At 52.3% G+C, this 26970-nt stretch carries 20 protein-coding genes; 12 read left to right on the forward strand and 8 right to left on the reverse strand.

Annotated features, from left to right (window positions below; genetic code table 11):
• Window positions 1-781 precede the first annotated feature (781 nt).
• Genes CHL74_RS06715 through CHL74_RS06725 form a run of 3 tightly spaced genes read right to left on the reverse strand, consistent with a single transcriptional unit; the run spans window position 782 to window position 3550 of the window.
• Window positions 782-1264 carry a dihydrofolate reductase gene (locus tag CHL74_RS06715; protein ID WP_094880398.1) on the reverse strand — a complete coding sequence of 161 codons (483 nt, stop codon included), beginning with the start codon at window positions 1262-1264 and terminating at the stop codon, window positions 782-784.
• A 31-nt stretch (window positions 1265-1295) separates the two neighbouring features.
• A complete protein-coding gene (locus tag CHL74_RS06720; protein ID WP_094880399.1) occupies window positions 1296-2090 on the reverse strand; it encodes a thymidylate synthase in 795 nt (264 codons plus the stop codon).
• A gap of 32 nt (window positions 2091-2122) precedes the next feature.
• On the reverse strand, window positions 2123-3550 hold the full coding sequence (locus CHL74_RS06725; RefSeq protein WP_094880400.1) for a methyltransferase RsmF C-terminal domain-like protein: 1428 nt from the start codon (window positions 3548-3550) through the stop codon (window positions 2123-2125).
• A 178-nt stretch (window positions 3551-3728) separates the two neighbouring features.
• On the opposite strand from CHL74_RS06725, the gene CHL74_RS06730 reads away from it, so the two are divergent.
• From CHL74_RS06730 to CHL74_RS06740, 3 genes are all read left to right on the forward strand, one after another.
• A complete protein-coding gene (locus CHL74_RS06730; protein WP_141241260.1) occupies window positions 3729-4529 on the forward strand; it encodes a DUF6249 domain-containing protein in 801 nt (266 codons plus the stop codon).
• Window positions 4530-4596: 67 nt separating this feature from the next.
• Window positions 4597-5133: an RNA polymerase sigma factor gene (locus CHL74_RS06735; protein ID WP_094880402.1), complete on the forward strand. Its 537-nt coding sequence runs from the start codon at window positions 4597-4599 to the stop codon at window positions 5131-5133.
• Between the two features lie 2 nt (window positions 5134-5135).
• Window positions 5136-5567, forward strand: coding sequence for a DUF5056 domain-containing protein (locus CHL74_RS06740; protein ID WP_094880403.1), 432 nt, complete (start codon window positions 5136-5138; stop codon window positions 5565-5567).
• 22 nt (window positions 5568-5589) lie between these two features.
• Here the strand turns inward: CHL74_RS06740 and ettA are convergent, their stop codons facing one another.
• Window positions 5590-7287, reverse strand: a complete 1698-nt coding sequence (gene ettA / locus CHL74_RS06745; RefSeq protein ID WP_094880404.1) for an energy-dependent translational throttle protein EttA — start codon at window positions 7285-7287, stop codon at window positions 5590-5592.
• Window positions 7288-7479: 192 nt separating this feature from the next.
• Here ettA and purT point away from each other — a divergent pair, with 192 nt between their 5' ends.
• From purT to porE, 7 genes are all read left to right on the forward strand, one after another.
• Window positions 7480-8661 carry a formate-dependent phosphoribosylglycinamide formyltransferase gene (gene purT / locus CHL74_RS06750; RefSeq protein WP_094880405.1) on the forward strand — a complete coding sequence of 394 codons (1182 nt, stop codon included), beginning with the start codon at window positions 7480-7482 and terminating at the stop codon, window positions 8659-8661.
• Between the two features lie 5 nt (window positions 8662-8666).
• Entirely contained in the window at window positions 8667-9734 is a 1068-nt protein-coding gene (locus CHL74_RS06755) for an acyltransferase family protein (protein ID WP_094880406.1), read from the forward strand.
• Window positions 9735-9768: 34 nt separating this feature from the next.
• Window positions 9769-10194 (forward strand): sugar 3,4-ketoisomerase, encoded by a 426-nt coding sequence (locus CHL74_RS06760; RefSeq protein WP_094880407.1) that lies wholly within the window; start codon window positions 9769-9771, stop codon window positions 10192-10194.
• Window positions 10194-11297 carry a DegT/DnrJ/EryC1/StrS family aminotransferase gene (locus CHL74_RS06765; RefSeq protein WP_094880408.1) on the forward strand — a complete coding sequence of 368 codons (1104 nt, stop codon included), beginning with the start codon at window positions 10194-10196 and terminating at the stop codon, window positions 11295-11297. The genes CHL74_RS06760 and CHL74_RS06765 overlap by 1 nt, the downstream gene beginning before the upstream one ends.
• Window positions 11298-11337: 40 nt before the next feature.
• The gene (locus CHL74_RS06770; RefSeq protein ID WP_094880409.1) at window positions 11338-12294 is read left to right on the forward strand and encodes a hypothetical protein; all 957 of its coding nucleotides are present in this window, start codon (window positions 11338-11340) and stop codon (window positions 12292-12294) included.
• A gap of 30 nt (window positions 12295-12324) precedes the next feature.
• Window positions 12325-14358, forward strand: a complete 2034-nt coding sequence (locus CHL74_RS06775) for a DNA topoisomerase 3 (protein ID WP_094880410.1) — start codon at window positions 12325-12327, stop codon at window positions 14356-14358.
• Window positions 14359-14449: 91 nt separating this feature from the next.
• Window positions 14450-16591 (forward strand): PorE family type IX secretion system protein, encoded by a 2142-nt coding sequence (porE, locus tag CHL74_RS06780; RefSeq protein ID WP_094880411.1) that lies wholly within the window; start codon window positions 14450-14452, stop codon window positions 16589-16591.
• Between the two features lie 408 nt (window positions 16592-16999).
• Here the strand turns inward: porE and CHL74_RS06785 are convergent, their stop codons facing one another.
• The 3 genes from CHL74_RS06785 to hflX are packed head-to-tail and all read right to left on the reverse strand — an operon-like array spanning window position 17000 to window position 23077.
• Window positions 17000-19903 carry a M16 family metallopeptidase gene (locus CHL74_RS06785; protein WP_094880412.1) on the reverse strand — a complete coding sequence of 968 codons (2904 nt, stop codon included), beginning with the start codon at window positions 19901-19903 and terminating at the stop codon, window positions 17000-17002.
• Between the two features lie 44 nt (window positions 19904-19947).
• The gene (locus CHL74_RS06790) at window positions 19948-21801 is read right to left on the reverse strand and encodes a DUF4954 family protein (protein WP_094880413.1); all 1854 of its coding nucleotides are present in this window, start codon (window positions 21799-21801) and stop codon (window positions 19948-19950) included.
• Window positions 21802-21823: 22 nt separating this feature from the next.
• Complete coding sequence (gene hflX, locus CHL74_RS06795) at window positions 21824-23077, reverse strand: GTPase HflX (RefSeq protein WP_094880414.1); 1254 nt, start codon at window positions 23075-23077, stop codon at window positions 21824-21826.
• A gap of 219 nt (window positions 23078-23296) precedes the next feature.
• Between hflX and CHL74_RS06800 the strand changes: the two genes are divergently transcribed.
• Window positions 23297-24895, forward strand: coding sequence for a capsule assembly Wzi family protein (locus CHL74_RS06800; protein WP_176452189.1), 1599 nt, complete (start codon window positions 23297-23299; stop codon window positions 24893-24895).
• Window positions 24896-24904: 9 nt separating this feature from the next.
• The gene (locus CHL74_RS06805; protein ID WP_094880416.1) at window positions 24905-25378 is read left to right on the forward strand and encodes a lipocalin-like domain-containing protein; all 474 of its coding nucleotides are present in this window, start codon (window positions 24905-24907) and stop codon (window positions 25376-25378) included.
• 92 nt (window positions 25379-25470) lie between these two features.
• Here CHL74_RS06805 and CHL74_RS06810 read toward each other — a convergent pair whose 3' ends face one another.
• Window positions 25471-26337: an Rpn family recombination-promoting nuclease/putative transposase gene (locus CHL74_RS06810; protein ID WP_094880417.1), complete on the reverse strand. Its 867-nt coding sequence runs from the start codon at window positions 26335-26337 to the stop codon at window positions 25471-25473.
• Window positions 26338-26970 lie beyond the last annotated feature (633 nt).

Genomic DNA, 26970 nt, shown 5'->3' on the forward strand with positions numbered 1-26970 from the left:
AAGTCCCTTGTACATATTAATGCTGACATCATTTTTCATACAGCAAAGGTAAACATCTTTACGGAAAATCTATCATGTATCGTTGATATATTTGGGTAGGGATGCCACGGACTTTATCGGATGAGCCCAAAATTCCTAATTCCTAATTCGGACGCCTTGCCGTCCGACACAATATTTGCATTTCTGATGCTCAATACTATGAGTTGAACGCACAACAAAATCTTTGGTGCGAAAATCTTGAGTTTTGAGCATTTGGACCTATATCGCTAATACACAGCCGGTTATGCGATTTACGGAAAAAGTACGTAAACAAACGGGTTGTAAAAGTGGCACTTTTATGGTGTAATAGTGCCGCTATTACCACCCAATACCTCTACTATTGCGTTGTAATAGCGCCGCTTTTAGACTGTAAAAGTGGCACTTTGAGGGCACTTTGTGTTTTTGAAGGTTATCGAGGGTGGCTTTTATGCTGGAAAAAACCATAAAAACAGCTTTTCGATTCTCTAGAATTGAATTTTATTTTGTAACATGTTTTTACTCTTTGTACGATATTTGCATGGCTACTCTCAGCTAATGCTTGACTGTTCGTTGGTGCGTGGCTACGGCGAGACGCCGTAGCCACGCAGCCTCCCATAGCATACCCCAATCGGCTATTATTCCATTTGCTTGCATTTGTGGGTGCGTGGCTACGGCGAGACGCCATAGCCTCCTATGTTTGTTCTGTTGCTTGTGTTTTTCTTTGTCAAAGCCCTGCCTAAATAGCATTTTACACAGCAGCTTATCACTTCGCCTTCACATAGTCAACGAAGGCGTAGGTCTGGTGGTGCTTCTCGTCCGTGGGATGCTCCTCACGACTCACTTCGCGCCATCCCTCGTACTCGGGGAAGAAGGCGTCGGCGTCGGCTGGCGTGTCGTGAACCTCCGTGAGGCAGAGACGGTCAGCCAGGGGGAGCGACTGTTCGTAGACGCTTGCGCCACCTATTATATATACGTCCTCGTCAGCAGCGCAATGGGCGATGGCTTCTTCCAGCGAGCTGTAGGTGTCGCAACCAGGAAACGAGGTCTGCGTACGGCTTATGACGATGTTGCGACGGTTGGGCAGAGCGCCCTTGGGAAGCGACTCGAAGGTGCGGCGACCCATTATGATGGTATGACCTGTGGTGAGTGCCTTGAAACGCTTGAGGTCGTTAGGCAACCAATAGAGAAGCTTGTTCTCAAGGCCGATGGCGCGATTGGCGGCAACGGCAGCGATAACTGATATCATTTTTGAATTTTGAGTTTTGAGTTAGGATTTCTTATACGCTTACTTGCGCTGAGATATGCGGCCACGGGTCGTAGCCCTCAAGCTGGAAGTCTTCGTAGTGGAAGTCGAAGAGATTCTTCACGTCGGGATTGATGCGCATCTTGGGCAGCGGACGTGGTGTGCGCGTGAGCTGGAGGCGTGCCTGATCGAGGTGGTTAAGATAGAGGTGGGTGTCGCCGGTGGTGTGGATGAACTCGCCCGGCTCCAGTCCTGACACCTGCGCCATCATCTGAAGAAGGAGAGCGTAGGAGGCGATGTTGAACGGAACGCCGAGGAAGGTGTCGGCGGAACGCTGATAGAGCTGGAGCGACAGCTTGCCGTCAGCCACATAAAACTGGAATAGGCAATGGCAGGGAGGCAGCGCCATCTGCTCCACCTCGGCAGGATTCCAGGCAGAGACAATCATGCGGCGCGAGTCAGGATGATTGCGGATGAGGTCGAGCACGTTCTGAATCTGGTCGATAGTGCCTCCGTTATAGTCGGGCCATGAGCGCCACTGATGACCGTAGACAGGACCAAGGTCGCCGTTCTCGTCCGCCCACTCATTCCATATTCTCACACCATGCTCCTGAAGGTAATGCACGTTGGTGTCGCCACGCAGAAACCACAGCAGCTCGTAGATGATAGACTTGAGGTGGAGCTTCTTGGTGGTGAGCAAGGGGAAGCCGTCAGCAAGATTGAAGCGCATCTGATTGCCGAACACGCTCATCGTGCCCGTTCCCGTGCGGTCTGTCTTTGTGGCACCCTCGGTAAGGATGCGGTTAAGGAGAGAAAGATATTGTTGCATGATATTGTTATGTATACGTTTTTCTTGTTTTGTTATACGGATTGTGTGAGAACTGCGGGAGCCTCATCGGGGACATGCGAGCTCTTTATGCGCCATTCCTGCGGGTAGAGGTTGTTGGCGCGGTTGCCGATGTTCTTCTCGAAGCCTATCGGCATGCCGTCGTACGTCAGCAGCACGTAGCCGCGCGGCGTACCGTCAGGCAGAGCCACAGCCTCCTTACGGAGATAAGCCACGGCGTCAGCGTAGGCGAGATTAACGGTGGGGAAGGCTGAACGGTCGAGCTGTCGTGAGAGAGCGAGCGACTGGCTTGGCACCACGTCCTTGCCCTTCACCGTTCCGAGCTGCACACCGGCGTGCATCACCTTCAGCGACGCTGCCGCCTTGTCATAGACGTCAGCCCATCGCGTCGGTACGGCAAGGAGCGTGTCGGAGGCGCCTTGGCGTACGGCATAGTCGGAGGGAGAGACCAGCTGCACGTCGGGCGTCTTCATCGCAGCCGCCTTCTCGCCACGTCCTCGACGCGGCGCTTTCCTGTTGTCCTCCTTCACGGGAGCCTCAGCAGCGTCGCCATGCTTGCGGAGCACGGCAAGGAAGAGCCCTTCGCTACGGCTCACTCCCGGCAGGAAGCGATAAGCGGGTATGTCGCCTACGACGGCTGGCGTTATGCCCCACTCCGCCTCAACGGGCAGACTGAGGATGTCAGCACCAAGCTCAGAGGCTATCCACTCCACATTCTCCTCATCCTCGTGCGCATTGAACGTACACGTGGAATAGATGAGCAGTCCACCGGGACGCAGACACGACCAGATGTCGCTTACTATCTCGCGTTGCAGTCGCCAGCAGTTGACGACGTTCTGACGGCTCCATTCCGCTATGGCTCCCTCGTCCTTGCGGAACATTCCCTCGCCGGAGCAGGGCACGTCGGCAAGGATGGCATCAAACATGATGCGTGCCTTGCGGTAATCGCGTGGATAATTGTTGGTTACGACGACGTCTTCATGACCGAACTTCTGTATGTTCTCGCTCAGAATCTGCACACGTGTGCGCATCGGCTCGTTGGTGAAGAGAAGGCTTCCCTCGGGCAGAGCGGCTCGCAGGGCTGTTGACTTGCCACCGGGAGCAGCACAGAGGTCGAGCATGCGTACGGGTTGTGTGATGAGATGGCGTACGGCAAGGTCGACAAGCATTGAGCCTGCCTCCTGTACGTAATAAGCTCCTGCATGGAAGAGCGGATCGAAGGTGAAGTTGGGACGTTCGTTAAGGTAGCGTCCTGTGGCGGGACACCAAGGCACGACGCTCTCCATAAGCTGTCCGTTCACCTCACGCGAGGCGGCCTTGAACGGATTGAGACGTATGCTTGTGGGCGACGGCGCTTCTGCCAGTCCTTCGCGGAGACGGCTGTAAAGGGCGTCGCCGAGAAGATTGCGCGTATAAATTTCGAAATCTGAAGGAAGATTCATAGGATTGTCCTTACTTGTTAAAAGCGTGGGGATATACTTATATTATATATATGTGTTGCAAAGTTACATATTTTTATCCAAGTAAGCAAGTCGCCATTTTTTTTTCGTAGCTTTGCAACTTATCGCTTGCATAAATAGTCAAACATACAGAAAACAATAAAAAAACATACATACAGATATGAAAAAGACAATCCTTTCAATGGCAATGCTCCTCACATTGAGCGCCACAGTTCCTGCCTTGGCACAGAAACACCGCCACACTCCACGCACGCAGATGGTGGACAAGCAGAAGGACACGAAGGCTGACGCCGCCAATGCCGCCTCGCAGGAAGACGAAGGCATAGAGGCTTACTCGGACACAACGTCAACGGACAATGACAGCGTTTCGGTCACAAGTATGCCAGGATGGAAATCGCATGTGGTGGACGACACCAATGATTTAGACCCTTCGCGCTTCGGCGATCCGTTCTCATGGCTCAGCCACATGTTCACGACAGCGTTCGGCGGCTTTTTGGGCACCATCATCGTCTTAGTGTTCCTTCTCTTCCTCTTCATGCCGCTGATAATAGTGCTGCTCATCATCCGCTATTTCGTACGCCGCCACAAGGACCGCGTCCGTCTGGCTGAGATGGCAATGGAGAAAGGCGTACCGCTTACGGAAGAGCAGGCACCGCTCCTCAACAGCAGAGCACAATATATGTGGAGACGCGGCGTGAGAAACACGTCGACGGGTGTGGGTCTGATGATTTTCTTCTGGTGCTTAGGCGCCAATCCTCTTGTAGGCATAGGTGGACTCGTGGCTTGCATCGGCTTAGGACAGATGTTTATGGTGAAATACAACTATGACAGCAAGTTGACGTGGAAACGCAAGAACGAGGAAACCTACGAAGAACCGCTCTATTCGGACATCGCTGATACGACGGAGAATAACGAGGAAAACGGAGAAGAAAGAAATAATCCCAACGAAACGAATCGTTAAGAAACGAAGATTAATAGTAGCGGAGGTCTCCGGCCTCCGCCACTTCAGAAATCATATTATAAAAACAATGAAGGTAACAAACGACGATCTCTCTCTAATCTCACAGGTGGCTGAGCTTCATGACAAAGCGGCTTTCAATGAGCTTGTCAGGAAGTATCAGTCGCCTATAAGACGATTCTTCCTCCACCAGACTTTGGGAGACGAGCAGCTGAGCGACGACCTCGCGCAGGACACCTTCATTAAGGCTTACACCAACATACACCAGTTTAAGGGTACGGCGGCGTTCTCCACTTGGCTGTATCGTATAGCCTACAACGTGCTCTACGACCATCACCGCCGACAGCGTCCCACTACCGATACGGACTGTCCGGCTGTGGCTAACCGATGCGCCGCCAACAGCGAACAGGGCATGAAGATGGACGTCTACGGAGCGCTCGCCAGACTTGCCGACAAGGAACGCACCTGTGTGACGCTGCAACTCGTCGACGGCTATCCCATAGAACGCATAGCTGAGATAACGGGAATGGCGGTCGGCACCGTCAAGTCGCACATATTCAGAGGCAAGCAGAAGCTGACAATGTTCCTAAAACAAAATGGATATTAACTATGACTGAAAAAAAGAACATAATAAGTAATAATGGTGCTGTCGACGAAGAACTCCTCAACAAGTTCTTTGCCGACAGTGTGCGTATGCGTATAGACGACAACGGATTCGCAGACCGTGTGATGCAGAAGTTGCCGGAGGAGGTTGACGCGCGCTGCTACAGAATGTATAATCTGTGGACGGCTGTCATGGCAGCCGCATGCGTAGTGGTGTTCTTCCTCGTCGACGGCTTCGACATTCTCAAGACTCGCATCGTCAGCATGACGGCAAGTATGCTCTCCTCCATGTCGGACAGCATACACAACACCCTCTCACACATATCCCTACCAACGACAATGAGCGCAAGCATCACCCCTTACACTCCGTTAGTGGTAACACTTGCGCTCATAATTATAGGAAGCATGATTCTTCGTGACTTGAAAGAATCAGCTTAACATTTCTTATTAAAGACTACGTTTAGTCGTCCATCAACTTGCGGTAACGTCCCTTCTTGATGTCCTCATTGCCAAGACGACGTGCCTTGTTGATTTCGTAGTCAGAATAGCTGCCCTCGAAGAAGAACACCTCTCCGTTGCCCTCGAAGGCAAGGATGTGCGTACAGATACGGTCGAGGAACCAACGGTCGTGGCTGATAACCACTGCACAACCGGCGAAGCTCTCAAGACCTTCCTCAAGCGCACGCAGCGTGTTGACGTCGATGTCGTTGGTGGGCTCGTCGAGGAGAAGCACGTTGCCTTCCTGCTTCAGAGCGAGAGCCAACTGCAAGCGGTTGCGCTCACCACCTGAAAGGTTCTCACACAACTTGCTTTGGTCTGTTCCGGCAAAGTTGAAGCGTGAGATATAGGCACGGGCGTTGACGTCGCGACCGCCAAGGCGCATTGTCTCGTTGCCCTGCGATATGGTCTCATACACTGATTTCTTCGGATCGATGTCCTTATGCTGCTGGTCAACGTAGGCAAGCTTAACAGTCTCGCCCACCTCAAACGTACCACCGTCAACCTTCTCCAGTCCCATGATAAGGCGGAAGAGAGTGGTCTTACCGGCACCGTTAGGACCGATGACGCCAACAATGCCGTTAGGCGGAAGCATGAAGTTGAGGTCGTTGAAGAGCACCTTGTCGCCGAAAGCCTTCTGCACGTGCTGCGCCTCAATCACCTTATTGCCGAGACGAGGACCGTTCGGGATGAATATCTCGAGCTTCTCCTCACGCTCCTTCTGCTCCTCACCGAGCATCTGCTCGTATGCGTTAAGACGTGCCTTACCCTTTGCCTGACGCGCCTTCGGAGCCATGTGTGCCCACTCAAGCTCGCGTTCGAGAGCCTTGCGGCGCTTGGAAGCCTGCTTCTCCTCCTGCATCATGCGCTTGGTCTTCTGGTCGAGCCATGACGAATAGTTGCCATGCCAAGGTATTCCCTCACCGCGGTCGAGCTCAAGAATCCACTCGCTTACATCGTCAAGGAAGTAACGGTCGTGCGTAACGGCGATTACCGTTCCCTCGTACTGCTGCAAGTGCTGCTCCAACCAGTCGATGCTCTCAGCGTCAAGGTGGTTGGTAGGCTCGTCGAGGAGGAGCACGTCGGGCTTCTGAAGGAGCAGACGGCACAATGCCACACGGCGGCGCTCACCGCCAGAGAGGTGCGTAACGGGGAGTTCGCCCTTCGGACAGCGCAATGCAGCCATAGCACGGTCGAGCTTAGAGTCCATGTTCCATGCGTCTGTAGCGTCGATGATGTCCTGCACCTCAGCCTGACGCTGCATGAGACGGTCCATCTTGTCCGGGTCGCCATAATACTCCTCAAGGCCGAACTTGGCATTGATTTCCTCGTATTCCTTCAATGCGTCATAAGCCTGCTTAACGCCTTCCATGACATTCTCTTTCACAGTCTTCGTCTCGTCGAGCGGCGGATCCTGCGGCAGGTAGCCGACAGTATAGCCCGGACTCCAGACCACCTCGCCGCTTGTGGGCTGCTCGAGGCCTGCGATAATCTTCATAAGAGTGGACTTACCGGCTCCGTTAAGTCCGATGATGCCAATCTTGGCGCCATAGAAGAAGGACAGATAGATGTCCTTCAAAATCTGTTTGCGGTTTTGGGGGATAATCTTTGACACTCCCACCATGGAGAAGATAACCTTCTTGTCGTCTACTGTTGCCATTGTCGAAAATGTTGTTTATTCTATAGAGTTATTGTTGTTTTTATTAGTTTGTACTATCTTTGCAAAGATACAACAATTTTCTGACTTACCGACCATTTGATAAAATTCGTTCAAAAAACTTTGTAGACTGCAAAATTAATCGTACATTAGCATCTTGAAACCATAATGTACATAAAATTACTACACTATAAGATGAAGAAAATATTATTGTTAGGTTCGGGCGAACTGGGCAAGGAATTTGTCATCGCCGCCAAGCGTGCAGGACAGTATGTCATTGCATGCGACAAGTATGAGAACGCACCGGCAATGCAGGTTGCCGACGAACATGAGGTTTTCAGCATGCTGGACGGCGACGCACTTGCCGCTGTGGTGGAGCGTCACAAGCCGGACGTTATCGTACCGGAGATTGAAGCCATCCGAACCGAACGACTCTTCGACTTTGAGAAGATGGGCATTCAGGTGGTTCCAAGCGCACGCGCCGTCAACTTCACCATGAACCGCAAGGCCATCCGCGACCTCGCAGCCAAGGAGCTGGGTCTGCGCACAGCCAAGTATTTCTATGCCACCACCCTGGAACAGCTCCTCGAGCACTCGAAGGAGATTGGTTTCCCGTGCGTGATAAAGCCCCTTATGTCGTCTTCAGGTCACGGACAGAGCATCGTCCGCGAAGCTTCTGAGCTGGAAAAGGCTTTCAATGACGCCATGGAAGGTAGCCGCGGCGACGTGAAGGAGATTATCATCGAGGAATTCATCCACTTCGATTCGGAGTTTACTCTCCTTACCGTTACACAGAAAGACGGACCCACACTCTTCTGCCCGCCCATCGGACACGTACAGAAAGGCGGCGACTATCGCGAGAGCTGGCAGCCGTTCAGCATTCCTGAGGACGAACTGCTCAAGGCGCAGGACATGGCAGAGAAGGTGACACGCGCTCTTACCGGAGCCGGTCTGTGGGGTGTGGAGTTCTTCCTCACGAAGCAGGGCGAGGTGATCTTCTCCGAACTTTCACCGCGTCCGCACGACACAGGCATGGTGACACTGGGTCATACCACCAACCTTTCAGAGTTTGAGCTTCACTTCCGTGCCGTTATGGGACTGCCCATCGCCGGCATCCACCTCGAGCATGCAGGAGCAAGCGCCGTTATTCTCTCACCGGTGGAATCGAACGATCCGCTGCCTTACAACCTCGTGGAGGCTCTTAAGGAAGACCATACACGCATCCGCATCTTCGGAAAGCCCGAGGCACACGTCGGCAGACGAATGGGCGTGACGCTCTGCTACGGCGAACCTGACGCTGACACCACCACTCTGCGCGACAAGGCTAAGCGTCTGGCTGCCACAGTACTGGGCACCGATCCGTACATGGAGAAGTAAAAAGCATGCAGGAAACGACATTACGACAAGACAATACGAACAGGATTCGCACGCTTCAGGCGGCGCGTTTCCTGTTTATTCTTCTTATATATCTGAGCCATAGCGTGGAACCGCTCGCCCACTCGCCCTTTGATTTCGGAGGGGAAGGCGGCGTGGCGTTCTTCTTTGTGCTCAGCGGTTTTGTCCTCTCATACGGCTACGGTCCGAGAGTAAGCAGAGGCGAGTTCGACGGAAAGCGCTTCTTCTGGAAGCATTTCTGGCATCTCTATCCGCTCCACCTGCTGCTCTTCTCAGCCACAGTGGCATTGGACTATAGGCTTGGCGTCAGCTACGACGCATTGCAGATAGCGACAAGCCTTCTGCTCGTCCAGACATGGATACCGTCTGACCATACGCTGTTCGTGGCTAACGGCGTGTCGTGGTTTCTCTGCGATACGCTCTTCTGCTACATCGTGTTCGCATGGCTCTATAAATGGCTCACAAGCATAAGGACGAGCCGCCTCGCAATAGGCATGACAGTGCTTGCCGCCGTGTACGCCTGCCTGGCATTGCAGGTGCCGGACAAGATGACCAACTGCACGCTCTACTCCAATCCGCTGCTCCGCGCCATCGACTTCTCGTTGGGTATCATCGCCTACCGCTTTTACAAGACCTGCCCAAGCGTAAGGAAGCAGCCGAGACTGTTCCCTTACGTGGACGTGGCTCTGCTTCTGGCTGTGTACGCCCTGTATCAGATAATGTGCCCGCAGATAAGATGCTCCATGCTGTTCTGGCCCGTAATGCCATTGATAGTGGTGAGACTGACGACGGCTGACGCTTCGGAAGGTTGGGCAACAAGGCTTCTACAGTCGAAGCCGATGAGCTGGCTCGGATCTGTAAGCTTCGAGATTTTCATCGCTCACCTCCTTGTCATCCGCATCGTACAGCACATCGTCGGTTATGACGGGTCGGAGAAACTGGCTGCCATCAATCTTGCCGTGTCCATCATAAGCACCATTCTCGTGGCTGAAGCCCTAAGGAGATGGTTCGTTAAACCTCTTACGGATGTAATAAATAACCGTTTATTACGTTAAATATATATACATCACACACAACTATATATCCACAATGGAAACATCAGAACGCACCCTCATCGACCTACCGAAAATATTCGACATCCGCGGCAACCTTACCGTGGCGGAAAGTCTGCACCATGTGCCTTTCAACATTAAGCGCGTATACTGGACATACGACATTCCTGCGGGCGAAAGTCGCGGCGGTCATGCACACAAAGAATGCCGCGAATTTATCATTGCCGTGAGCGGATCGTTCAGCGTGACACTCGACAACGGACACGAGAAGGAGACCTTCCATCTCAATCACCCTTGGCAGGGACTGCTTGTAGAGACCGGAATATGGCGTACGCTCGAAGATTTCTCATCGGGTTCGGTGTGCCTCGTTCTCGCAAGCGAGGAGTTTCTCGAAGCTGACTACATCAGAGAGTACGACGACTTTGTAAGATATATACAAAACAAGGAAGAAGAAAAGAAATAATGATAGAACTCGTCAATCTTAAGCGCATCACCGCCTTGCATGCCGAAAGCATCAGGCAGGCACTCACTGACGTGGCGGACAGCGGATGGTTTCTGAAGGGAAACGCCACCAAACGCTTCGAGCAGGAATATGCCGACTATACAGGCACCCGTCATTGCGTGGCTTGCGGCAACGGTCTGGACGCGCTTACGCTCATCATGCGTGCCTACATAGAGATGGGCAGACTGAAGGAGGGCGACGAAGTGATTGTGCCTGCCAACACATACATCGCCTCCATCATAGCCGTTTCGAGATGCAGGTTGAAGCCGGTACTGGTGGAACCGAGACGTGAAACGCTGCAGATTGACGACAGCCTCATCGAGGATGCCATCACAAAGCACACCCGTGCCGTAATGATTGTACACATGTACGGCAGATGCGCATTCACTGACCGCATAGGCGACATCTGCCGACGCCATAATCTGCTGCTCATTGAGGACAACGCCCAGGCTCATGGTTGTCGCTTCGGCGATAAGAAGACGGGAGCTTTGGGCGATGCCGCCGGACACAGCTTCTATCCAACGAAGAACCTCGGAGCACTCGGCGACGGTGGAGCCGTTACGACGGACGACACCGAACTGGCTGATATGGTAAGGGCATTGGGCAACTATGGTTCGGAACGCAAGTATGTCTTCTCGCACAAGGGAGTAAACTCGCGCATGGACGAGCTGCAGGCTGCGGTGCTGTTGGCTAAGCTGCCATTCCTTGACGAGGAGAACGAGAGGCGCTGCAGCAACGCCCGCTTCTACATTGACAATATAAAGAACCGACTGGTCAGCCTGCCTACCGACGACTTTTGGCAGAACAGCGTGTTCCATATCTTTCCGCTTATGTGCAAACAGAGGGACAAGCTGCAGGAATATCTGAAAGCCAACGGGGTGCAGACCGACGTCCACTACCCCATTCCGCCGCACCATCAGCGGGCTTACGAGGAGCTGCGCTCCCTCCATCTGCCCATTACGGAGGCCATACACTTGGAAGAACTGAGCATTCCGGTTTCGCAAGTGGTGACTGAAGAGGAGAGGGAATGCGTGGCTAAACTGATTAACGACTTCAGGATATAGCAACAATATTGTAAAGCAAAACCAACTGGAATATTAAGAAATGACCATTCAGGAAGTATCGGCACAGGAATATAAGAATGCCATTGAGCATCACCCGCACATCTTCAACACCGCTGCCTTCAGCGAAATAAACCGACATAAGGCTGACGCAGTAAGGTATCTGCTCTTTGCTGACGGCGGAAAGACGAGGTTCGGGATGGTGCTTGGCGAATGCAACGGAAAGTTGCTCTCGCCTTTCTCGGCGCCTTTCGGCGGATTGTCCGCCAACAAGCAGCAAAGGCTCGACACCATTGAGGAGGCTGTAAAGGCTCTTGCTGAATACGCTAAAAGCGTCGGCAAGCCCGTATACATTGTCCTTCCGCCCGCATTCTACGCTCCGACGCTCATCAATTCCTGCGTGAACATTCTATCACGCCACGCCAAACTGGAATACATTGACCTCAACTTCTTCTTCCCGCTTGACAAGTTTAAGGGGTATGAGGAGGGACTTGAGAAGAGCGCACGAAAGAATCTGAAGAGAGGAATGAGTGCCGGATTCGAGTTCATAGCCATCCAACGTGACGACACAGAAGGACTCCGCCGGGCGTACAGCGTGATAAAGGCAAACCGTGAGGAGCATGACTATAGGTTGAGCATGACGCTGGATGACGTGGAAAAGACGGTGCGCACGGTTCCTGCCGACTTCTTCCTTCTGCAATATGAAGGAAAGGACGTGGCGGCAGCGCAGATATTCCACGTGGCAGAGGGCATTGCGCAGGTGATTTACTGGGGCGACCTGCGTGCCTATTCTCATCTTCGCCCGATGAACTATTTCGCCTACCGACTCTTCATGCACTACCAGCGCGAAGGACTACGCATCCTCGACATCGGTCCGTCCACCATGGACGGCACGCCTAACTATGGTCTGTGCGACTTCAAGACAGCCATAGGATGCGAGATAACCCCTAAATTTGCCTTCATGATAAAGGGAGAAGAGAAACAAGAAGAAGATAATTAACAACAAGAAGAAACAAAAAGGATACATTATATGATAGTCTGCATCGCCGAGAAACCAAGCGTGGCAAAGGACATAGCACGCATACTTGGTGCCACAAGCGCCCACAACGGATATATGGAGGGCAACGGATACCAGGTGACGTGGACCTTCGGTCATCTCTGCACGCTGAAGGAGCCAAACGACTATACCGACTTATGGAAGCACTGGAGCCTCTCCGCTCTGCCTATGATACCGCCACGATTCGGAATAAAACTCATTGATGATGACGGCATCAAGCGCCAGTTTGCCGTAATAGAAAAACTAATGCAGTCGGCTGACAGCATCGTCAACTGCGGAGACGCCGGCCAGGAGGGTGAACTCATACAGCGTTGGGTGATGCAGAAGGCTGGAGCGAAGTGCCCCGTAAAGCGCCTCTGGATTTCGTCAATGACGGACGAGGCGATAAGGGAGGGATTCAGCCAGCTGAAAGACCAGAGCGAATACCAGCCGCTTTACATTGCCGGACTGAGCCGTGCCATCGGTGACTGGCTGCTCGGCATGAACGCCACCCGCCTCTACACGCTGAAGTACGGACAGAACCGTCAGGTGCTGTCCATCGGTCGTGTGCAGACGCCGACGCTTGCACTTATCGTAAACCGTCAGAAGGAGATTGATTCGTTCGAGCCGGAGCCTTACTGGGTGCTTGCCACCGTATATCGCGACACCACCTTTACAGCCACAAAGGGCAAGTTTACGACAAAAGAAGAAGGAGAGGCAGCGTTCTCAACCATAGCCGACAAGCCGTTCACGGTCACTGCTGTGCAGAAGAAGAACGGTACGGAAGCACCACCACGACTCTTCGACCTTACGTCGCTGCAGGTGGAATGCAACCGTAAGTTCTCATACAGCGCTGAGACAACGCTTAAGATAATACAGGGTCTTTACGAGCGCAAGCTCACCACTTACCCCCGTGTGGACACGCAATACCTCAGCGACGACATCTATCCCAAGTGTCCGTCCATCCTCTCCGGCATCAGCAAGCAGTACGGACCGCTCATGCAGCCGCTTATGGGAAAGAAGCTGACGAAGTCGAAGCGCGTCTTCGACACGTCGAAAGTGACCGACCACCACGCCATCATCCCGACCGGCGTGCCTGCCACAAGCCTTACCGACCTTGAGCGAAACGTCTACGACCTGATAGCCCGCCGCTTCATTGCCGTGTTCTATCCTGACTGCAAGTTCTCCACTACGACAGTATTAGGAAACGTGGAGGACATCGAGTTTAAGGTTAACGGAAAGGAGATCCTCTCTCCTGGATGGCGAGCCGTTTACGCACAGCCCACAAGCCAAGCTGCAACGCCAACGCCTAACGCCACTTCTGAGGACGACGACCATAACAAGGGCGACGAGGAACGCACGCTGCCCACGTTCGTCAAGGGAGAAAGCGGACCGCATACGCCGACGCTTTCAGAGAAGTGGACCACTCCACCGAAGTATTACACCGAAGCAACTCTACTCCGTGCGATGGAGACAGCAGGTAAGTTTGTGGAGGACGAGACACTGCGTGCCGCACTGAAGGAGAACGGCATCGGACGCCCGTCATCAAGAGCAGGAATCATAGAGACCCTCTTCAAGAGACACTATATACGCCGCGAACGCAAGAATCTGGTGGCTACGGCAACGGGAATAGAACTCATTGACATCATCCATGAGGAACTTCTAAAGAGCTGTGAGCTTACGGGCATTTGGGAGAAGCGTCTGCGCGACATCGAGCACAAGAAAGACGACGCTGCCGACTTCATCAACGGACTGAAGCAGCAGGTCACCGAGATTGTGAACGACGTGCTGCGCGACAATACCAACCGAAGAGTAACAGTGCTGACCGACGAGGATCTGAAGAAGAAAAAGAAGACCACAAAGAAGAAGACAACGACAGCCAAGGCGGACAACAAGAAGACAGACGATTCCATTATCGGAACGACGTGCCCGGTCTGCGGCAAGGGAACGATAATAAAGGGAAAGACGGCTTATGGCTGCAGCAACTGGCGCAACGGATGCACATACCGCGTTGACTTCGATAAATAGCCCAACCGCCGGCACACAACAAAACAAGCAAAACATCCAAGACGTGAAAAGACCATACATTCCATTCACCGCTCTCAGCCTTCTCGTCATAATGGCTATGACCTTGACGGGATGCGGAGCAGACAAGAACCTCAAGAAGGGCGAGAAATATCTTGCCATCGGCGAGTATTACGACGCTGCAACACAGTTTAAGCAAGCCTACTCAAGGACTTCGCCTAAGGAACGCGAGCGCCGTGGACAGATTGCGCTCAAGATTGCCTACTGCAACGAGCGCATCAATGCCTCGCAGAAGGCTATGGCTGCATACAGCAACGCCATCCGCTACAAGCAGGCGTCCACAATGGACCGCCTCGCCTACGCACGCCAGCTGCTTAGGAACGGATCGTACAAGCAGGCTGAGACGATGTTCAAGGAAGTGGTGGATTCGCTTTCGGCAGGTGCAGACCTGCAGACCGAGAAGAAGACACTCGGACGCTCGTCGGCTGCTTTGCCCGCAGCATTGTCGCATGACGCTGCCATGACGCTGGCACGCAACGGTCTGGTTTCGGCGCAGAACGCACCGACATGGAAGAAGGAAGGTTCGCGCTATACGGTCAAGCGCATGGACATATTCAATTCGCGCCGAGCCGACTACTCACCTGTGCTTGCAGGCGACCAGTATGACCAGCTCTACTTCACCTCCACCCGTAATGACGCGCAGGGCAACGAACTTAGCGGCATAACCGGAGCTAAGCCTGCCGACATCTTCGTGTCTGAAAAGGACGAGAAGGGACGCTGGCAGAAGCCGGAGGCTGTAACGGGAGGCGTAAACACTGACTATGACGAAGGAGCTTGCGCCATGTCGCCCGACCAACGTACTATGTATCTTACGCAATGTGCCACCGATCCCACTTATCCCCGTTATGCGCAGATTGTGACATCATCGCGATCGGACGCAGCATGGGGAAAAGCCAACGAACTGAAGGTTACGGGCGATACGCTCTCAAGCTACGCCCACCCTGCCGTTTCGCCCGACGGACTATGGCTCTACTTTACGTCGGACATGCCGGGGGGCATGGGAGGGCTTGACATCTGGAGAGCACGCATCACACCGGCAGGACTGGGTGGTGTGGAGAATCTTGGTGCGCCCATCAACACGCCGGGCAACGAGATGTTCCCGACATTCCGTCCCAATGGCGACCTCTATTTCTCAAGTGACGGCCATCCCGGCATGGGAGGACTCGACATCTTCATCGCCTCCGTAGGCAAGGACGGCAAGTACCACGTGGAGCATCCAGGATATCCGCTCAATTCGCAAGGCGACGACTTCGGCATGACGTTCGAGGGGGTTCACAACCGTGGCTTCTTCTCTTCTAACCGTAACGACGGACGTGGATGGGACCATATCTACAGCTTTGAGAACCCGGAAATAATACAGAGCGTGAAGGGATGGGTGTATGAGCAGGACGGCTACGAATTGCCCGCAGCTCTCGTTTATGTTGTCGGATCTGACGGCACAAACAAGAAAATAAGCGTAAAGGGTGACGGTTCGTTCGACTATGTGCTGACACCGGGCGTCGACTATATTCTGCTCGGAACCTGCAAGGGATTCCTCAACCATAAGGAGGAGATAAGAGTGGAGAAGTCGGACAAGTCGGAAGAACACGTACTGCAGTTCCCGCTTGCCTCGATAACAGCTCCTGTGCTCATCGACAACATCTTCTACGACTTCGATAAGGCTACGCTCCGTCCCGAATCCACTGTGGCTTTGGACGAGCTGGTGAAACTGCTGAACGAGAATCCCAACGTTACCATAGAGCTGTCGGCACACTGCGACTATAAGGGATCTGCTGAATACAACAAGCTGCTCTCACAGCGTCGTGCCGAAGCGGTGGTGGAATATCTCACGGCAAAGGGCATTTCGCGCGACCGCCTCTCGCCTGTCGGCTACGGTAAGGAGAAGCCGAAGACCATAAAGAAGAAGCTAACCGAGAAATATCCTTGGTTGAAGGAGAACGACGTGCTGTCGGAGGAATTTATCCTTAAGCTCGACAAGGACAAGCAGGAGGTATGCAATCAGCTGAACCGCCGCACCGAGTTTATCGTCCTCCGAACCACCTACGGAATGTTCGACAAGGACGGAAAGCTGAAGGAGAAACCGAAGTCAGCGACCAAGAAGAATGATGACGGCTTCGACGACTTCGATGACAGCAAGAAGGAAGAAAAGGAAGACTTCGATTTCTTTATCGAGTAGAGTATTTCATTATTCTTCAGCCTTCACTTTATCGCTGCTGAAGGCATATATCTATACACAAGGACATGTTCTGCATTGATGCAGAGTATGTCCTTGTTTTTTTATGTTCCGTTTTTTTATTAGTTTATACAGTTGCCGAGAGACATAAGGCAAACATTAAAAAACTTGTAGCAATAAGTGCCATCCATTCATTCGTTTTCATAACTTCTATGGTTTTATGTTTTTTCTTGATGCAAAATTAGCAAGATGGAATGAAAACGTAATGGTATGATTTCCTAATGGTTGATAGGAAAATCCCTATTTCGTTTACGCCTAAAAACAAAACAGGAGCTACGAGTTTGGCATTGCGCCTTGCTCGTAACTCCTGTTATTTTATTTATCCCTAACTAAGGAATACGTCCTCTCGGCTTAATAGCCGAAGATTTCTTCTGTTGATACTCGCTTGATGGTTCCGAGTTTCTCGAGAGCCTTCATGTCGAGATTCTTCTCATCACCGAGGATGATGTAGCGCCAAGTCTTGCCGGCGAAGTTGTTCTTCTCGAAGTTCACCACATCCTTCAAAGTGAGGTTGGGCAGTGCATCGTAGATGTTGCGACGGATGTCATAATTGATGCCGCGCTCCTTGTTACTGAGGTAAGAGAAGATGATGTCAGTCTTGGTGATTCGCTCAGAAGCGATGCGCTTGCTGGTGGCCTGCTTAGCCAACTCGAAAGCCTGCTCAGACTGCGGGAGAGTATCAATGATGTCGTTGAACACGCGGATGCAGTCGCTCATCTTGTCGTTCTGAGAGATGATGTAAGTCATGGCGTAGTCGGTGTCGCGCTGGCGATTCGGTGTAGAATAGTCAGCATAAGCGCTGTATGCCAGTCCGCGGCTCTCGCGAAGCTCCTGGAATACCACACCGTTCATGCCACCACCGAAGTACTCGTTGAAGACTGTGATGACGGGCTGTTCAGCCGGATTCCATTTCTTACCGTCATTGCTATACTGCATCATATAGATGTTCTTGGCGTCATACGGAGCCAGAAGCACCTCTGTCTGAGGAGTCTGCTGCTTGGTGTAATACTTGGCGGCAGGTGCGTCCTGCAGTTTCTTAGCCACAGCATGACCCTTGTCGATAGTGGCGATAAGCTGCTTCAGCTCCATCGGACCATAATAGATGACGCTGTGCTTATAGTTCTTCAGAGAAGCGATGAGGTCTACAAGCTGCTGCGGATCCTTCTGCTCCAGCTCTGTGCTGCTGGGCACGTTGCGGAAAGCGTTGTACGGTCCGTACATACCGTAGGTCTGAAGAGCCTGGAAGTTGGTCTTCTGGTCGAGCTTGTTGTCCTTGCGCGACTTCAGCGTTGTGCTCACGAAGCGGTCGTAAGCCTCACGGTCAGCCTTGGCGTGGTTGATGACGTTCTCCATGAGAGCCATTGCCTCCTTCATGTTCTCGCCCAGACCGCTGAGTAAGATATACATCTTGGAGTTGCTTACAGAGATGCCGTAGTTGCAGCCCAACTCATAGAAGCGCTCCTTCACCTCCTTGGCAGACATCTTGTCTGTGCCGAGCAGGTCGAAATAATCCTGTGCGTAAGGCAACCACTTGTTGCTTTCCTCACCGAACTCGAAGCGATAATAGAGATCGAACAGTTCGTTCTGCTTGTTCTGGATATAGTAAACCGGCAGCTTACGCTTGGTCTGTGCACGCTGGAAGTCCTTGTCGTAGTCGAGGAAGCGCGGCTGTATAGGCGTAACCTCCGACTCGGTTATCTCCTTCACGAATGCGCTCTGGAGGTTGCGGTTAGAGGGAATTGGGGTAATCTGCGGCTTATCAATCTTCTTCTGCGTCGTGTCCTCACCCATGCGCTTGTAAACGATAGCATAACCGTCCGTGAAGTGCTTGTTCATAAAGTCGACAATCTGCTGCTTGGTCATGGCGTTGATGCGGTCGAACTTCTCCACCTCTGTCTGCCACGGACGTCCGTTGACGAATGTCTGGACGAAGGCGTTGGCACGGCTGCTGTTGCTGTCAAGCGAACGGAGGAAGTTGAGCTTGAGGTTGTTCTTCACCGAGCTGAGGAGCTTTTCGCTGAAGTCGCCACGCTTAAGCTTGTTGATTTCTGCGAGGAGGATGTCCTTCACAGCCTCAAGAGTCTGACCCTCATTGGGCTGACCCACCATCACAAACTGCGAATAGTCGCGCATGTCAATGCATCCTGCACCTGCTCCGAGGCAGAGCATAGGCTGATTGACGTCAAGGTCGAGCAGACCGGCTGTACCGTTGTTGAGCATATAAGTGATGACGTTGAGCGTGTCGTTCTGCAATGAAGCAGCGCCGTCCATCTTCCATCCTAACATCACCTGCTCAGCCTCCTTGCCCACAACCGTGGTGTCCGTAGGAGCTGTCAGCGTGCGAACCGGTGCAAACTCAGGATATGTGACCTTGCGGCTCGGACGCCAAGCGCCGAAGTAGCGGTCGATGGTGGCTACCACCTGCTCAGGGTCGAAGTCGCCCGCCATACAGATAGCCACGTTGTTGGGCACGTAGTACTGGCGGAAGTAGTTCTTTATGTTCGTGATTGACGGATTCTTAAGATGCTCCTGTGTGCCGATGGTGGTCTGTGTGCCGTACGGGTGTGTGGGGAAGAGCTTCGTTCCGAGAGCGTTCCACACCTTGTCGCCGTCGCTAGAGAGGTGGATGTTATACTCCTCATACACTGCCTCAAGCTCAGTATGGAAACCGCGGATAACCATATTCTGGAAGCGGTCAGCCTGGATGCGTGCCCAGTTGTCCACCTCGTTGGCGGGGATGTCCTCCACGTAGCACGTAACGTCGTTGCTGGTGTAGGCGTTGGTGCCGTTGGCTCCGATGCTCGACATCAGCTTGTCATACTCGTTGGGGATGAAGTACTGTGCCGCAATCTGCGACACCGAGTCAATCTCATGATAGAGGCGCTTGCGCTCTGTCGGGTCTGTCACGGTGCGATAATGCTCGTAACGGCGCTCTATGTCATCAAGGTAAGGCTTCTCCTTGGCTGCGTCCGTCGTACCGAAAATATTCGTTCCCTTAAACATCAGGTGCTCAAGGTAATGTGCAAGACCCGTTGTCTCGGCAGGGTCGTTGCGCGAGCCGGTGCGCACGGCGATGTAAGTCTGGATACGTGGCTGCTCCTTGTTGACAGACAGATAGATCTTCAGTCCGTTCGGCAGGGTATAGATGCGTGTCTGCATCGGGTCGCCCTTCACGGTCTCGTAGTCGTAGGCAGAAGCCTGACCACAGAATCCTAAGGATAGGATTGAGGCAAGAATAATAGATTTGAATTTCATCTTTTAAATGTTATTTAATAGACTTTTTATTACATCTTTATATATTACATATACAGTTTCTGGTTCTCGAAGTCCACTTCCTTGTCCAGCTGGTCGTTGAAGTTTCGGAATACCTCTTCTTCCACGTCGCCCAGTCGATATTCCTTGGCAGCGTCCTTCTTTATTTCGGCTATCCATGCGCGGCGTGCCGTGATGTAGTCGCTCTTGACGCGTTCCACGTTCTCCTCTGTAAGCGACGTGAATCCGTAATAGTCCAGAATCATGCAATACGACCATGCCCAACGATATTCGGAGTAATTGGCGTTTATCTCCTCGAATCGTTCGATGAGGTCGTGCGTGGTTTCTATTTCACCGGAGATGATGTCGTCAATGATGCGCTGCTCTTCCGACACGGGCAGGAGCAGTCCGGAGATGTCGGTCCACGGACCTGTGCCAACGGTGGTGGTTGGCTCAACGGGGGCGTGGCGTTTGAGCACGGCTCCCATATAGATGCGTAGGGCGATGTCGTAATACTTGATGCCCTTCCTTAGCGACGAGTTCTTGATGACATACTCATGATAATTGTATGTGGAGACGTCCTCGCCGGATGCCTCGCGCAGGTCTTCCAGAATCTTCTTTCCGCGCAGAATCTCGCCCACGGTGAACGGTGACAGCCAGTCGAAGTTGACCACGCTCTTGCGTGCTCCAGCCAGACGCTTGTCACGCTTGGGCCACTTGCGAATGTCGCGATAGAGTCCCACGGTGGTGAGGTTGCGGCCCGGCACCAGATACATCACGTCGTTGTAGGCGATGAGGTATGAGAACGGCAGGGAGCGCGTGTCGGGATGATACATCAGCTTGCCGAAGCAAACCGAGAACGCGCCGATGTGCGCCGGCATGAGTATGTAGGCACCGCTGGCCGTCTTCGATCCTCGCTCAAGCGTACCGTAGTGCATCGGTCCCATCTTGTAGGCGTGGTTGGAGAAGTTGGTGGCAGAACCCGCATTGTAGAACGAGAACTGTCCGCCGATAAGCAGCGAGCTCTTGTGATGGGACGCCGTGAACGGACCGCAGAAAGCGGCACATGCCTCACCGTTCGACATATACGAATTGGCGAAGAACACGCTGCTTGCCGCCGTGAAGCCGTTGCTCAGCTGGCAAGCCTCACCCACGTAGCAGTCCTGCATCTTCACGCTGTTGATGATGGACGATCCGTCGCTGATGATCGAGTTCTCGCAGATGACACCCGTGCCTATATACACCGAGGCGTCACGGTTGCTCATCAGCGTGCAGTCGCTCAGACGCGCCGCTCCCGCAATCTCGCAGTCGTCATATATCACCGTATTGGTTATCTCCTTCGTATTGACAATCTTCACACGATTGCCGATGGTGGCTGTCTCCGGCGACGTGCGCTCAATCTCCTCACGCACGAGTCGGCGTATGGCGTCCTTGAGCGGACGGTTCTGGAAGTGCTTCACCATAAGGGCTGCCACCTGACTGGTCAGGCCCCGGAAGAGAATCAGATTGCCGTCGCCCACCTCGTTGAGGACAGAGATGAGGTTGCCCTCTCCGTACGTGGCGCCGTCTGTGGTTTCCATGGTACATACATTGGTGATGATGCAGTCGTCACCGATGACATAATTATTTATAAATCCCGAAATGTTCTCTATAAGGCAGTTGTTGCCGATGGTCACATTTCGCAGCGTGGCGTTGTTGATGCCTGAGTGTTTCATGAATCCGCGGCTCACCTCCACGTTGTTCGTGAACGTTCCGAGGCGTATGTCGCCATAGAACATCACACGATGGAAGAAGTCGGGCATGAAGTCTTCACTCACTTCTATGCGCATCCAGTCTTCTGCCCAACATCCGTTGGTTTGAAGGGCTGTGATTTCGGGGTCGGTTAAGTTTCTGTATGCCATATATAAACGATTTTGGTTCGTCTTACTCGTCTTCCCCTACATCGTAAAGGAAGTCGTTGTAGGGATATTTCTGTACGTGCAGCTCGCGCACTTTCCTGTAGATCACCTCACGGAACTCGTCGATGTTCTGCTTCTCCTTCGCAGAGATGAAGAGACACTCGTCGTGCAGCTTGGCCATCCACGTGCGGCGCAGCTCGTCGAGGGTGATGTTTTCCTTGGTTGCAGGAGTGAGGTCGTCCTCCTCCTTCTCTGTCCACGTATAGTTGTCTATCTTGTTGAAGACTATCATGGACGGCTTGTCGGCACATCCGAGGTCCTTGAGAGTGTTTTCCACCACGTTTATCTGTTCCTCGAAGTCGGGGTGCGATATGTCGACGACGTGGAGCAGGAGGTCTGCCTCGCGCACCTCGTCCAGCGTAGACTTAAACGAGTCCACCAGGTCTGTGGGCAACTTGCGGATGAAGCCTACGGTGTCGGCAAGGAGGAACGGCAGGTTCTCCACCACCACCTTTCTGACCGTGGTGTCCAGCGTGGCGAAGAGCTTGTTCTCGGCGAACACCTCACTCTTCGAGAGGAGGTTCATGATGGTAGACTTGCCCACGTTGGTGTATCCCACGAGAGCCACACGAATGAGGCGACCGCGGTTCTTGCGCTGCGTGGTCTTCTGCTTGTCAATCTCAAGGAGGCGCTGCTTGAGCAGCGTGATGCGGTTGAGGATGATACGGCGGTCCATCTCGAGCTGGGTCTCACCAGGTCCGCGCAGACCCACACTACCCTTTCCGCCACCCGAACCGGAGCCACCGCCCTGACGCTCGAGGTGAGTCCAGAGACGCTGCAGTCGGGGCAGCATATAGCGATATTGCGCCAGCTCCACCTGCGTTTTGGCTGCCGCTGTCTGGGCACGCATGGCGAAGATGTCGAGGATGAGCGAGGTGCGGTCCAATATCTTCACGCCCAGCACCTTCTCAATGTTTCGTATCTGCTTGGCAGAAAGCTCGTCATCGAAGATAACCATACCCACGGGGCGTTCGGCGTCTTCCTCGTCAGCGATGTACTGACGAATTTCCTCCAGCTTTCCTGAACCTACGTATGTAACCTGGCTCGGGCCTCCGACGCGTTGCGTGAATCTCTTGACCGTCACCGCTCCCGCCGTATCAGCGAGAAACTCCAGCTCGTCCAGATATTCCTTCGTCTTTTCCTCGTCCTGCTCCTTCGTGATGAGTCCGACGAGAATGGCGGTCTCCGCCTTTACTTCTGATATTACAAATTCTTTCATCAAAAAAATCAAATACTTTTATTCAGATTACAAATTTACACATTTTTGAGTTAAGAATATTGTTTTAGGTAGGTCTTTTTCTCTTTACATATATATAACGCTTTGTAAACGCACACAAAAATTACAAAGAATGTAAAAAAAAGAGTGAGTTTCGTTGAAAAGTTGTAATTTTGTCCTCAGTTTCACTTAGACTTTGATTATCGTATCCAACGTACATATATGACATTACACATTAAGCCCACATTGTTGTTATGCACCCTCACTCTGATGCCGTCACTTGCCAGCGCACAATACGCATGGCAGGAGGAAGAACGTGAGGCGTCAAAGCCACACTTCGGCAGCGACATCACTTACAGCGTAGAGGCGCAGGGATCCGCATCGAAGGGCAAGACTCCGCTGTGGCTCAACGCCAACAAGCACGGACTCAGCTCGCTGGAGGAAGCCAACGGATATATGAGGGCAAGCATACAGCGCTCCGTCGGAGCCGACTCAATAAGACGATGGGCAGTGGGATATGGTGCCGACATAGTGGTGCCGGCGAACTACACCAGCCACTTCATCGTGCAACAGGCTTACGCTGAGGTGAGATGGCTGCACGGCATGCTCAGCGTCGGAGCCAAGGAACGTCCCATGGAGCTTAAGAACCAGACGCTGAGCAGCGGTTCGCAGACATTCGGAATAAACGCACGCCCCGTGCCGCAGGTAAGGCTGGCGCTGCCAGAATACTGGACCGTGCCGCTCACACGCGGCTGGCTACACCTCAAAGGACACATCGCCTACGGCATCATGACGGACAACTCATGGCAGCATCAGTTCACCAACCGACAGTCGAGCTATGCCGACAACGTGCTATACCACTCGAAGGCGGGATACCTCAAAATCGGAAACGAATACTCGTTCTTCCCCATCAGCATAGAGATGGGACTGGAGATGGCAGCTCAGTTCGGCGGACAGCCATACACAAAGTGGGACGGCGAGATGAAGCGCATCAATACCGGATCATCTCTGAAAGACTTCTTCAACGTGCTTATTCCAGGTGGCTCGGACGAGACGGACGGACTCTACACCAACAAGGAGGGCAACCAGCTCGGCTCGTGGCTTATGCGCGTCAACTACGATACGGAGGAATGGCGTGCATCGGTGTATGCCGACCACTTCTTCGAAGACCACAGCCAGATGTTCTTCCTCGACTATAACGGATATGGCGAGGGCAAGGACTGGAACAGCTGGAAGCACAACCGCTACTTCCTTTACGACATGAAGGACATCATGCTCGGAGCGGAGGTGAACATCAAGTACGGTACGTGGCTGAGGAACATCGTCTTCGAATATCTCTACACAAAATACCAAAGCGGTCCGTACAATCACGACCGCACGCAGAACATCAGCGACCATATAGCTGGCATTGACGACTATTACAATCACTCCACGTATACCGGTTGGCAACACTGGGGACAGGTGATCGGCAATCCGCTCTACCGCTCCCCCATCTACAACACCGACGGACTGATACGCGTGGAGAACAACCGCTTCGTGGCGTTCCATCTCGGAGTGGACGGAGCACCGACAGAACGTCTCGCCTACCGCGTCCTCGCCACATACCAGTCAGGACTGGGCACGTACGAAAATCCCTTCACAAAGCCTCATCATAATGTCAGCTTCCTCACCGAAGCCACATACCACCTCAACAACGGATGGGACGTACGAGCAGCATACGCCATGGACTTCGGATCCAACCTGATGCTCGGACATAACGCAGGAGGACAGATAACGGTAAGAAAGACAGGAATCCTTACAAAGCAAAAGAAAAGATATTAATTTTTAGTGATGACAATACGAAATAACAAACTGGCAGCCATCGCCGCCATACTGACAACAGCCCTGACCCTTGCTTCGTGCGAACTGGAGACAAGCGACAACGGAAAGTTCGACGGCTTCTGGCATCTCGAACGCGTAGACACGCTCGCCACCGGAGGCAACCTCAACCTGCAGCAGAAGCGCATCTTCTGGGGAGTGCAGGCGAAGCTCATCAGCGCACGCGACATCGACAAGGACCAGAACCACGGCTATTATCTCCGCTTCCGACAGACCGCGGACTGCATCATCACCCACACACCCTATAAAGACAACTGGCACCAGGACAAGGGTGAAGACGGCGGCGACCTTCCCATCGTCGACCCTGCCCTGCTCGCCCCATACGGCATCAACAACCTGGAAGAACCCTTCCTCAAGGAACGACTCAACGGCAGCTCAATGGTGCTAAGGTCAAAGACCCTAAGACTTTACTTCAAGAGATTCTGAAATTATGTTCCAACGAAAAAGGGGACTTGCTGACTAATCAGATTGATTGTCAGCAAGTCCCCTTTTTTCTTTAATATCTTATCATGCTCTTATTAAGAGTATTCCTCAATTTCCTCCTTGGCAATACCCGTGGCTTTCGATATGTCTTCTATAGACATTCCCATACGCAACAAGTTGCGTGCCACCTCTTTACGTCCTTCTGCCATACCTTCTTTACGGCCTTCCGCCCTGCCTTCCTCCATGCTTCTTTTGTTGGAGTCGACAAACAGCAGACGTTCGGCACCAAGCTTGTCCCAAAAGTCATCGTATGCAAGGAGTTCGTCTTTTGTCATAGCTGATTCTTCCACAGCCTTTAGGGCTTTGGAGGTCTCTGGATTGTCAAGCAGTTCTTGCGGCACTTCCTTTGTATGCTCATCTATCTCCGTCAGGAATCTGAGCCAAAGCACAGCCATCTTCTTTTCCATGACGGAGTGTGCCTGAAACTTTGGCAACTCCACGAATGTGAAGTGCAGTCCGTTTATAATCTCGTCGCTATGCAGCTCATGCACAACATTATAGTTATGTATAAACTCATCGGGATATTCCTTCATGAAAGTCTCGTTGACAAGGTTGAGCGAGTAGACAGGTTGCAAAAACTCATACTTGCGCTTCTTGTCTAACTGGCGCACGAAAGCCTTGGAAGCATTAAAGAGCACGCGCTGCTTGAATGCTTCAGTCCACAGCATCTGCATCTCCACAATAAACTGTCTGTTCTTCACGTCACGACACCTCACATCCACAATGCTGTTCTTGCCCACGTAAGTATCGGGCACCAGTTCGGGCGACAGATACTCCACGCTCTCTATCTGCTCATCGTCAGCCAATGGCAGCAGGGCATTAAGCAAGCTGATGAGCAAGTCCTTATGCTCACCGAATATCTTCTTGAATGTAAGGTCGGCTTTGGGGTCAAGATATCTCATGAGTGGAATTGTGTTAACGGTTTGACAATATTAATATGTAGCAAATTTACAAATAATAATCGAGATATGCAGTCTGATAAGCCGAAAATCTTTTTTTGACAGGAAGACTCTTCAGACAAGAAGACAGGCTCTTTTTGACAGGAAGACAGGAAGACAGGATGTTAGGGTGCGCGATGAAGATAACTACTAATTAAAAAGTAATAATTGTAGAAGGCGTCCCGCCGTAGCCACGCACCCACGTGACAGACAAGGAAGACATGTTCTTTTACTTGACAATGAAGACAAGTAATAATTAGATTTACTTTCTAATCGTTCGGTTGTATTTTCTGCGAATTTGTTTGTACCTTTGCAGTTCATAAGGAATTGGCAGGTATGTCGCCGCAACGTATCTGCTGAACAAGAAGAATTTGCGGTAACGAAAAAATGAAATTATAGAATAAACATTTTATTATAACATATTGTTAAATAGCGTTTGCTGTTATTCGGAACGTCTTGAAACTTGGCCGTAACAAGATAGCTCAAATACACGAATAAGTTTGTAAACGCCTGCGCTTAGCGTGGGCGAAACTTGTCTGTATTTGAAGGGTCAAGGCCAAGTACCCAAGACGTGGATAAGTTTGTCCACGCTTCTTT

Origin of the sequence: Prevotella sp. 885, assembly GCF_002265625.1 — a bacterium.
GTDB lineage: Bacteria > Bacteroidota > Bacteroidia > Bacteroidales > Bacteroidaceae > Prevotella.